The following is a 9,735-nucleotide window of genomic DNA, read 5'->3' on the forward strand; positions in this document are numbered from 1 at the left end:
TGGCGACGCCGCCACCAGGCCCGATCCCAGGACAGCCACTACCAGCGACAAGCCACTCAGGCATGAAGATCGCGATCTACAACTGGAGTACTAGGATCGCGCATTCAGGTCAGCAGAGGAATAAACCAACCGACTCCGTGAGGCACTCATGACGAACCTCGGCCGGCTCTATCCCCTCATCGACGACGTCCAGTTGCCGGATACGATCCCGTACTCCCAAGTGAGCAGCTGGGAGTTGCGGTTCCTGTATCTCCTGGGACGCCATCAGCTCGCGGGCAAGGACCGGCTGGTGGAGCTGGGTTCCGGCGGCGGCGGCTCCACCTACGCCCTCGCCCTCGGCCTGCGCGACAGCCCCGTCTTCGACGAGCGCACGGGCAAGCTGCACGCGTACGACTTCTTCCACGTGGGCAAGGGCACCTTCGCCACCGAGAAGTTCTTCACCTCCGGCGCCAAGCCCGAGGGCGACAACTCGTTCCTGAACGACTTCCGCGGCAGGCTCGAGCCGTTCCTGCCGTTCCTGGAGATCCACGCCGGCGACCTCTGGCAGACCTCCGACCCCGACGACCACACCCCCGTCGAGTTCCTGCACATCGACATAGCCAAGACGGCCCGGGTGTTCCGCTGCGTCTCCGAGCGCTTCCTGACCCGGCTGCGGCCCGGCTCGGTCGTCCTGCACCAGGACTTCGCGGGCCCCCGGCTGCCCTGGCTGCACTACAGCACGGGTGCCCTGTTGCCGTACATCGAGATCGCCGGGCCGCCGGTACGCTCCACGCTCGCCTTCGAGGTGATCAAGCCAATTCCCGAGGACGTACTGAAGGCCATCTCGGAGGACAGCTTCACCTTCGACGAGAAGCTCGCGCTGATCTCGGCCGTCCAGGAGCGCATCGACCGCGACCACACCGGCGGGATCCCCTTCAAGTCCGTACTGGAACTGGCCAAGGCGTACGTCGCGCACTACGACGGCCGGCACAAGCAGGCCTGGTCGATCGCCAAGCCGCTGACCTCGGACGAATACCTCAGCCGCACCCGCGCCGACCACTTCGAGCAGCTCAGAAAGGCCGCCGTGCAGGAGCGGAAGGCCCCTGGCCGCCGTTCCCCGGTGGCGAGGATCAAGCGGCTGGTCAGGAAGGCCGTACGCCGGTGAACCGCGGACGCTGACCTGGCGGGGCGCATCTGGGCCACCGGCGACCTCGGCGAGGCCTGTTCACGGCCTCCGGGGTTGGCCCAGATGTGCCCATCACCCGCGGTAGTACGACGCCACGGCCGGCTGGCCGGTGTAGTTGGGGCCGGCGTGCGGGTCGGCGCCGAGGTAGGTGAAGGGCAGGGTGATGGAGCGACCGCCTCGCAGGGTGAGGCGGTGGTGGCGGGCCGAGTAGGCGAAGCCGGCGGCGCGCAGTGCCGCCAGGACCGGGCGGGAGGCGTCCCGTCCGTCGGGTCGCCGCAGCGTCGCGGGGTCGAGATGGGCGACCAGCAGGCCGGTGCCGGTGAGCCAGGAGGCGGCCCGTTCCAGCAGGGCGAGTCGGTCGCCGATGTAGTGCAGCCCGTGGACGCAGGTGATCAGGTCGTAGCGGCGCGCCGGGGACCATCGGCCGAGGTCCGCGGCGATGAGTTCGAGGCCGTCGGGCAGCGCGGGCCGCAGCAGCGGGCCGACCAGGTCGACGCCGGTGATCACAGCCTGCGGGAGCCGCTGCGCCGCCGCGCGCAGGGCGAGCCCTTCTCCGCTGCACAGGTCCAGCCAGGACGGGGCGGGGCCGTGGCCGCTCAGGAACTCGGCGGGGTCGAAGCCGAGTTCGCGGGTGTAGCTGTTGACGCCGGCCAGGACCCGTTCGCGGTTCATGGTGCTGTTGGCCACCACGGAATGACCGGCCAGCTCGTCGTCCTTGATCAACCGGCGCGGCGGTTGGGCCGTTGCCGGCGAAGTACCGTCGCTCATCACTCCATTGTGCGGGACGCCATCCTCCCTGGGGCCTGTCGTTTGGATCACCGGCCACCACAGCGGCGAGCAACGCATACGCCCCCGCGGCCAGATGGCCGTGGGGGCGTGTGCGACAGGCAGGTCCGCCTGGGATCAGCCGCGCAGGATCGTACGCAGCTCCGCGGCGTTCGCCTCGGTGGCCTTCCACAGTTCCTGCTGACGGCCGTGCACGTCGGCGACGGTCGCGGCGTGGTCGGCCAGCAGGCCCTGCGCGCGCTCGACGAGCAGCCCGGCAAGGTTGCGGTCGTGCACGGACACGCCCCACTCGGGCCGCTCGATGTCGCGCAGGAAGTACGCCATCTTCGGGTGCGAGATGAGGCTGATGATGGGCGTACCGCAGCCGAACGGGATCATGCCGGCGTGCCCACGCATGCCGATCACCAGCTTGGTGCGGGCGTACAGATCGCGGATCTCGTCGTTGTCGAAGTCGTACATCGGGATGACGGGCATCGAGATGCCGTGCTCGCGGCGCAGGTCGAAGGCCATCTTCTCGTCGTCGAGCGAGTGGGCCACGCACTGGACCTCGGCCAGCTTGCCCAGGCCGCGCACCGCTTCCGCCATCTGCGCCAGGAAGTAGGAGTAGTCGTGGCCGAAGCGCAGACCGGCGCGGTCGTAGGCCGCGTTGATCAGGATGGTGTCGTCGCGCCCGGCCGGGTCCTGCCAGCCGTCGACCAGCTGGCGCGTGACCGTGGTGGGGCAGGGCTGGAAGCGCACCTTGTCGTGCAGGTGCGCGGGGATCATGGCCCGCACCTTCTCGATCGAGCCGTGGTTGCGCAGCCCGAAGAAGGAGGACTTCTCGACGAGCAGCCGCAGTGAATCCCGGAACCGGTTGGCGCGGTAGGACTGGCCGTCGAAGGCGTTGAAGCCCACGGCGAAGACCGCGATCGGCACGTCGATGCGGTTCAGCAGGTCGTCGGGGACGTTCCACTGCCAGGCGCTGTTGCCGTTGGGCATGGTGTCCGGGATGAACAGGCCGCCGCCGCCGATGACCAGGCCGCGGCGGGCGTTGACACGCTCCAGGGCGGCCTCGTCGAACAGCCGGTGGGCGTGCACCGAGTGCCAGCGGCGGGCGGTGGTGTCCGGATCGAAGGCGAGGCGGACGCTCTCCGGCAGCAGCTTGTCGCCCGCGTTGCCCTGACGGTCCATGAAGAACGCGACGTGCGCGAGCTGGTCCTCGGGGCTGCTCTGCTGCTGGGTCGGCATGCTGATGGTGCGCTGCTGCCAGAGGCGGCTGGCGCGGTGCGTGGGGTCGACGCCGAGACCGGCCATCGCGTACTTCTGCGCGGTGGTGTCGTCGTTGTGGACCCAGGAGATCTGGGAGAGCCGGGCGAAGGCGGTGGCTGCACGGTTGGGCGCGGAGGTGGCCAGCAGCAGCTGGGCCTTGGCCTCCTCATAGCGGGAGACGCTCATCAGGGCGTGCCCGTAGACCTCGTGCGGCCAGGCCTCGTCGACCGGGATGTGCACCCGCTCCATGATGTCGACAGCGGCCTGGTAGTCACCGGCGCCGATGTGCGCGAGGGCGACCTTGCGGGCGGTGTCGACGTCACCGGTGCGCTCCAGGTGCGGGGTGCCGTAGTGCACGATCAGGTCGTGGTGCAGGCCCCCGGAGCGGGTGAGGTAGGTGGCGTGCAGCTCGGCGTCGTCGATGTCGAACTCGGCCCAGCGCTCCTGCGCCTGGCTGTATCCGGCCTCGCCGCCCTGCCAGGGCTTGTGCCGACCGGTGAAGTGCAGGATGGCCGTGTCCTCGGGCACCGGGAGGTCCCCGGACAGCCGGCGCTTGACGAAGTTGTAGCGCGGGTCGAGGCGGACGAAGGCGCCGTCGAGCACGGCGTTCAGGATGCCCTGGTCGTGCTTGTCCAGCTCGTAGCTGCCGGCCCGGCCGACCTCGTCGATCTTCGCGCAGAACTCGTCGGTCAGGTATTCCTTCTGGATGACCAGCAGACCGCTGTTGAGCTTGTGCTGGCCGTAGAAGAACTGCGGTACGGCCGCGAGCCCCTCGCGCAGCGAGAGCAGCTCGGACAGCGAGCTGAGGACCACCATGTCGGTGTCCAGGGTGATGATGGTGTCGTAGTCCCGGATGCGGAACACGTCGAGGATGAAGTACGCCTTGCGGACCAGGTAGTTGTCCTGGTCGCCCTTGGCGAACGTGTCGTAGTGGTCGGCGTCGACGCGGCGCAGCTCGATGCGCGGGTGCAGGGCGCGGATGCGGGCCACGGAGGACGGGCGCAGATCGTCGTGCAGGACGATGAAGTCCTCGCAAACGCCCGGGTTGGACAGCGCGAGCGAGCGCAGCAGGGCGAGGAACCCGGGCAGGTAGTTCTCGTCGACGAAGCTCGCGAAGGCGATGCGGCGCTTGCCGGTGAGAGCACGGGCGGAGTTCTGGTCGGCGGCCGGTGTCGCGAGGCCGGTCGCGGCGGCGTTGCCCGCGGCGACGGAACCGGAGGCGGAACCGGGGGCGGGTATGTGGGTCGCGGTCATCGCAGGGAGATCCTCATGCCGGAGACGCTCTGGGCCCGTTCCATGACCCACGCCTTCTCGCTGGTGTATTCGTGCACGGACGTGATGGGCATCTTCATGGCGGCGTCGATGCGGTACGCGCCGCTCTCGTAGAAGTCGAAGCCGATCAGGTCGAGGGTGGGGCTGACGTCGAGGAAGTCGAGCATCCAGAGCATGTTGAAGCCACTGGTGGGAATCGCGGGCCACTTGTCGGCGCCCAGCCTGCCGATGTTGCGCAGCGGCCAGCGCAGCGACTCGTCGCCCAGGTACTTCTGGGCGCCCGGCACCAGCCGGTTGCGCAGGGAGTACTTCCAGTCGCCGGATATCCCGCCGAAGACGAGCCGGGTGGTCACCGGCTTGTCCCAGTTGAACCCGTGCTTGTGGATGGACACGTGGATGTCCGTCCGCTTGCCGGTGTGGGCGGCTTCGATGCGGTACGAGTTGAAGCGCACGACCAGGTCGTACGAGTCGATCTCGGAGCCCATCGAACTCTCGCCGACCTTGCCGGAGTTGGCGATGAGGCAGATGGACTTCCCGGCGATCTGGTTGCGGAACTCGCCGAGGCTGAGCCACTGGGTGCCGCCGAAGAGCGGGTCGTCCACGGGGCCGCGCATCCGGCTGCGGCGCTGCTCGGCGAAGAGCCCCAGGATCTGGGTCAGTTCGGGGGTGGGCCGCAGGTGGGCCCCCGTGCACAGGTCGACGTACTGGCTGAGCGCCTCCTGGAAGTCCTGCTCGGGGGCTTCCGTGCGGTCCATGGCGATGAGTGCGCCGACCAGGCGGGCCTGCGCGCCGTCCCAGTCGCCGCCGGCCTGTGCCTGGAGTCCCTCGGCCCATACGTCGGTCGGGGGCCGCGAGCTGAACTGCGCGCCGGCCGGGACACCGCGCTCCAGCAGCTCGAGCAGCTCCGCGCGCCGCTGCTGGGCCGTGCGGATGCCCGCGACCTTGGCGCGGACGCCGAATCCGTCCTCGGTGGTCAGGCCCAGGTAGCGGTCATAGGCGTCGACCGCGGCGGCCGGGCGGCCCATGGCCTCCAGCAGCCGGCCGCGCAGCCGCCAGCCGGCCCGGGAGTTCTTGCGCTGGGTCAGGACGGTGTCGCTGATGAGCAGGGCGAGGTTCAGCTCGTCGTCGTAGCGGCATTCCAGCGCCTTGTTGGCGACGGCGAGGAGCGCGTCGAGCAGTTCGTTGCTCAGGCTGCTGCCGACCGCTCCCTTGGTGCCGCGCCTGAGCAGGCTGCTCGCCGCGGTCGGCGCGGGCTGCTGGTCGGCGGCCCAGAGCGCGAGCATCCGCCGCAGCTGCTCGGCCAGCTGCACGCGCTTGGAGTCGAGGCTTCCCACGAGCTTGCCGCTGTGCGCGGCGCATGCGCGCAGGCATTCCTCCAGCTCGGCGGGGGCGGCCTCGGCGGTCGGCGGGCCGGCGTCCGTCGGCGGCGATGTCAGGCCCCCTGGCCGGGAACGAGACCATCTGCTGCGAACCGTCGTCATGGTGCTCCTGCTCTGGGTCTGGCGAAGTCGGTGAAGCTGCGTCAAGGCGCGAGTGGGTTGGAGCACAGTAAGAAGTCAATACGACGTGAAGGTGAACCCCTTGCGGCCGGAGGGCAAATCGTGGCTTCGATGAACAGAAGTCGTCGATTAGCGTCCTAGAGTTGTCGCAAACATCCGCTTTTTCCGTCTTCATCACATTCGACCAGGTGTGCGCGAACAGAGCCCGTGGCGCACTACGGGGGTACCAGCGTGACCGAAACGGCCGTGAGGACACCAACACCGCATCCCACCGGGGCCGCCCCCGGGGAGGTGCGGGGCGCCTCGGCCGTGAAGGCCTCCGGGGGCCGGCTGCGCGCGCTGGACGGGCTGCGGCTGGTGGCCGCGCTGATGGTGGCGGTCTATCACTACGGCGGCCGGGGCGGCGAGGTCACCCGGGCCTGGGGATCCTCACCCAAGGACCAGTTCCCCACGCTGCACTCGTGGTTCGCCTACGGCTGCCTCGGCGTCCAGATCTTCTTCGTGATCAGCGGCTTCGTCATCTGCATGAGCGGCTGGGGCCGACCGCTCGGGTCGTTCTTCGCGTCCCGCGCCTCCCGTCTGCTCCCCGCGTACTGGGTGGCGGTCGTGCTGGTGACGGCCGTGTTCGCGCTACCGGGCGTGGCGTACAAGACGGTGTCCTTCAGCGAAGCGCTGCTGAACCTGACGATGCTTCAGCAGCCGCTGGGCGCCGACCGGGTGCTCGGCGTGTGCTGGACCCTGTGGGTCGAGGTCCGCTTCTACGCGCTGTTCGCGCTGTGCGTCGTGCTGCCGGGGGCGAACCGTCGGCGCGTGGTGCTGTTCTGCGCGGCGTGGACACTGGCGGCGGCCCTCGCGCAGGCCGCCCACGAGCCGTTCCTCGCCCAGGCCCTGATGCCCGAGCACGCGCCGTACTTCATCGGCGGCATGGGCATCTATCTCCTGCACCTCGACCGGCGGGACGTCACCGCATGGGGCATCGTCGCGGTGAGCTGGCTGACCGGCCAGCACTACGCGGTGACCGGCCTGTCGAGCGACTACCACCCCCAGCCGTTCTCCTACCGCTCGGCCGCGGTCATCATCCTGATCGTGACGCTCGGCTACGCCGCGGTCCTCGCCGTCGCGCTGGGCCGGCTGCGCCGGGCCGACTGGCCGTGGCTCACCGTCGCGGGCGCCCTGACGTACCCCTTCTACCTGGTCCACGAACACCTGGGCTGGGTCGTGACCGGGCTCTACCACCGGAACTTCGGCCTCCCGTCCTGGGCCACCTTCGGCGCGACCATGGCGACGATGCTGCTCCTCGCGTGGCTGCTCAACCGCTACGTGGAGAAGTGGTCCACGCCGCTGCTGCGCCGGTCACTGGCCGCCCCGTACCGCGCCTCGACGCCCGAGATCAGCAGCGCCAGCCCCTCTTCGAAGTGCCGGTCGTAGTCCTGGAAGAGCTCCGCTCCCGCCGCCGCCGACAGCGGGAATTCGGCCATCAGACGGGCGCGTTCCTCGATGTCGTAGCCCTCGCGGCGTTCGTGCGGGAGGGGCTGGACGCCCTGCTCCTCGGTGACGAAGCCAAGGGTGTACAGGTACGTGGTGGTGCTCGCGCGGACCGCCTGGGCGAGGGTGAAACCGGCCTGGGTGAAGGTGCGCAGGGTGGCCTCCATCTGGACGGCGTGCTCGGTGCCGGTGAAGCGTGAGCCGCTGAAGACCTTCGCGCCGTCGCGGTAACGCAGCAGCGCGGCGCGCAGCCCTCGGCCGGCCGCCAGGAGGTGCTCCTGCCAGGTCGCGTCGGCGGGCATCAGCGCGCTCTCGGTCATCCGGCGGTACATCTCCGTCGCCATCTCGTCGAGCAGCGCCTGTTTGTCCTTGAAATGCCAGTACAGGGCGGGCGCCTTGACGTCCAGCTCCTTGGCGATGGCGCGCAGGGTCAGGCCGTCCAGGCCCACGTCGTTCAGCAGCCGCAGGGCCGTGTCCGCGACTCGCTTGCGGTCGAGGGGCGCTCGTCGTTCCGTGCTCACACTTGACAATTTAACAGCGTTAAGGCCACGCTCGGAAACGTCAGAACTTAACGGCGTTAAGGAGACTCGCGGTGGGAGCCATGATGACCATGGACATGGACGTACTGATCGTGGGCGCGGGCCCGACCGGCCTCGCCCTCGGTATCGACCTCGCCCGGCGCGGGGTGGACGCGCTCGTGGTGGAACGGGCCGACGTGCTGTTCCCCGCTTCTCGTGGCAAGGGCATCCAGCCGCGCACGATGGAGGTCTTCGACGACCTCGGGGTGCTCGACGCGATCCGCGCGGCCGGGGGCGACTACCCGGTCGGAATGATCTGGCAGGACGGAAAGCGGATGGGCGAGCACCAGATGTTCGACCCGGACGAGGCGGACGACGGCTCGCCGGTCGCCGGGCCGTGGATGGTGCCGCAGTGGCGCACGCAGGAGATCCTGTTCGCGCGCCTGACGGAGCTGGGCGGGAAGGTCGCCTTCGGGCGGGAGCTGGTGGGGATCACGCAGGACGCGGACGGGGTGACCGCCTCCTTCGCCTCAGGCGCTCCGGTCCGTGCGCGCTACGTCGTCGCCGCCGACGGCGGCCGTTCGGCCGTGCGGCGCGCGCTCGGGATCGGCATGACCGGCGAGACCGTGGACCCCAACCCGGTGCTGGTCGCCGACGTCCGCCTCACCGGGCTCGACCGCGACAACTGGCAGCTCTTTCCGCCGCGCGGGGACGGCGACGGCTTCCTCGCGATCTGCCCGCTCGCGGGCACCGAGGACTTCCAGCTCACCGCCCAGTTCCCGGTGGGGAGCACCCCCGACCTCTCCCTCGACGGCATCCGCAAGCTGGTCGCGGCCCGCTCGCACCTCGCCCCCGAGGACGTGACGCAGGTGCGCTGGGCCTCGGACTTCCGGCCGCGGGCGGCACTGGCGGACCGCTTCCGGGCGGGACGGGTGTTCCTCGCCGGGGACGCGGCGCACGTGCACTCACCGGCCGGCGGGCAGGGCCTCAACACCAGCGTCCAGGACGCTTACAACCTGGGCTGGAAGCTGGGCGCGGTGCTGGGGGGCGGGGCTTCGGAGACGCTCCTCGACACCTACGAGGAGGAGCGGCGTCCCATCGCCGCGGACATGCTCGGCCTGTCCACGAGCGTCCACCGCGGCGAGGTCCGGCGCGGTGCGGCGACCCGCCAACTCGGCCTGGGCTACCCGGACTCCACCCTCACCCAGGAGACCCGCACACACCCGGGCCCGGTCCTCGCGGGCGACCGCGCACCGGACGCAGCCGTCGACGGCGGACGGCTCTTCGACACCTTCCGAGGCCCGCACTGGACCCTGCTGACGGTCGGCACGGACACGGAGCTGCCCCCGCTCCCCGTCCCCACGGTCCGGATTCCGCCGTACGAGGCGTACGGCGAGGGGGTCTTCCTCGTGCGGCCCGACGGGTACGTGGGCTGGGCGGGCGCGACGGCGAAAGGGCTGACGGAGTACGCGGCCCGCGTGGACGTCCGCCAGTCCCCTTGATTCGCCAAGGGCTGTCCCGTAATCCCTGGTGGATCAGCACGCGGCGTCAGATGCGGTGCATCGCAAGGCGGAGGGACGTCCGCATACTGGATGTATGCGGACGTTCCGACAACGCGGCGAGGTGCCGTAGCTGTCGTCGTGCGCCCGCCAGGGATTACGGGACAGCCCTTAGGGCTTGCAGATCATTAACACGTCGTCTTGATCTTGTTGTGGGGCTCGCCTGTTTGGGCAAGGACTCGAGCCTGGAGGGCCGCGAGGGC

General features: G+C 69.8%; 7 protein-coding genes. 3 read left to right on the forward strand and 4 right to left on the reverse strand.

Features of this window, described 5'->3' with window-relative positions; genetic code table 11:
- Positions 1-148 precede the first annotated feature (148 nt).
- A complete protein-coding gene (locus tag AB0D57_RS46255; RefSeq protein ID WP_362088530.1) occupies positions 149-1,144 on the forward strand; it encodes a hypothetical protein in 996 nt (331 codons plus the stop codon).
- Positions 1,145-1,237: 93 nt separating this feature from the next.
- On the opposite strand, the gene AB0D57_RS46260 is transcribed toward AB0D57_RS46255, so the two are convergent.
- The 3 genes from AB0D57_RS46260 to AB0D57_RS46270 form a co-directional block, all read right to left on the reverse strand.
- A complete protein-coding gene (locus AB0D57_RS46260) occupies positions 1,238-1,933 on the reverse strand; it encodes a class I SAM-dependent methyltransferase (RefSeq protein WP_362088531.1) in 696 nt (231 codons plus the stop codon).
- 135 nt (positions 1,934-2,068) lie between these two features.
- Positions 2,069-4,453, reverse strand: coding sequence for a glycosyltransferase (locus AB0D57_RS46265; RefSeq protein ID WP_362088532.1), 2,385 nt, complete (start codon positions 4,451-4,453; stop codon positions 2,069-2,071).
- Positions 4,450-5,952, reverse strand: a complete 1,503-nt coding sequence (locus AB0D57_RS46270; protein ID WP_362088533.1) for a glycosyltransferase family 29 protein — start codon at positions 5,950-5,952, stop codon at positions 4,450-4,452. Before AB0D57_RS46270 ends, AB0D57_RS46265 begins: the two co-directional genes overlap by 4 nt.
- 309 nt (positions 5,953-6,261) lie before the next feature.
- Here AB0D57_RS46270 and AB0D57_RS46275 point away from each other — a divergent pair, with 309 nt between their 5' ends.
- Complete coding sequence (locus AB0D57_RS46275) at positions 6,262-7,398, forward strand: acyltransferase (RefSeq protein ID WP_362088535.1); 1,137 nt, start codon at positions 6,262-6,264, stop codon at positions 7,396-7,398.
- Here AB0D57_RS46275 and AB0D57_RS46280 read toward each other — a convergent pair.
- On the reverse strand, positions 7,287-7,976 hold the full coding sequence (locus AB0D57_RS46280) for a TetR/AcrR family transcriptional regulator C-terminal domain-containing protein (protein WP_362088534.1): 690 nt from the start codon (positions 7,974-7,976) through the stop codon (positions 7,287-7,289). The two genes, AB0D57_RS46275 and AB0D57_RS46280, sit on opposite strands and share 112 nt — an antisense overlap.
- Before the next feature lie 89 nt (positions 7,977-8,065).
- Between AB0D57_RS46280 and AB0D57_RS46285 the strand changes: the two genes are divergently transcribed.
- On the forward strand, positions 8,066-9,475 hold the full coding sequence (locus tag AB0D57_RS46285) for an FAD-dependent oxidoreductase (protein WP_362088536.1): 1,410 nt from the start codon (positions 8,066-8,068) through the stop codon (positions 9,473-9,475).
- The last annotated feature ends 260 nt before the right edge of the window (positions 9,476-9,735 follow it).

This window comes from Streptomyces sp. NPDC048275 (genome assembly GCF_040652275.1).
GTDB lineage: Bacteria > Actinomycetota > Actinomycetes > Streptomycetales > Streptomycetaceae > Streptomyces.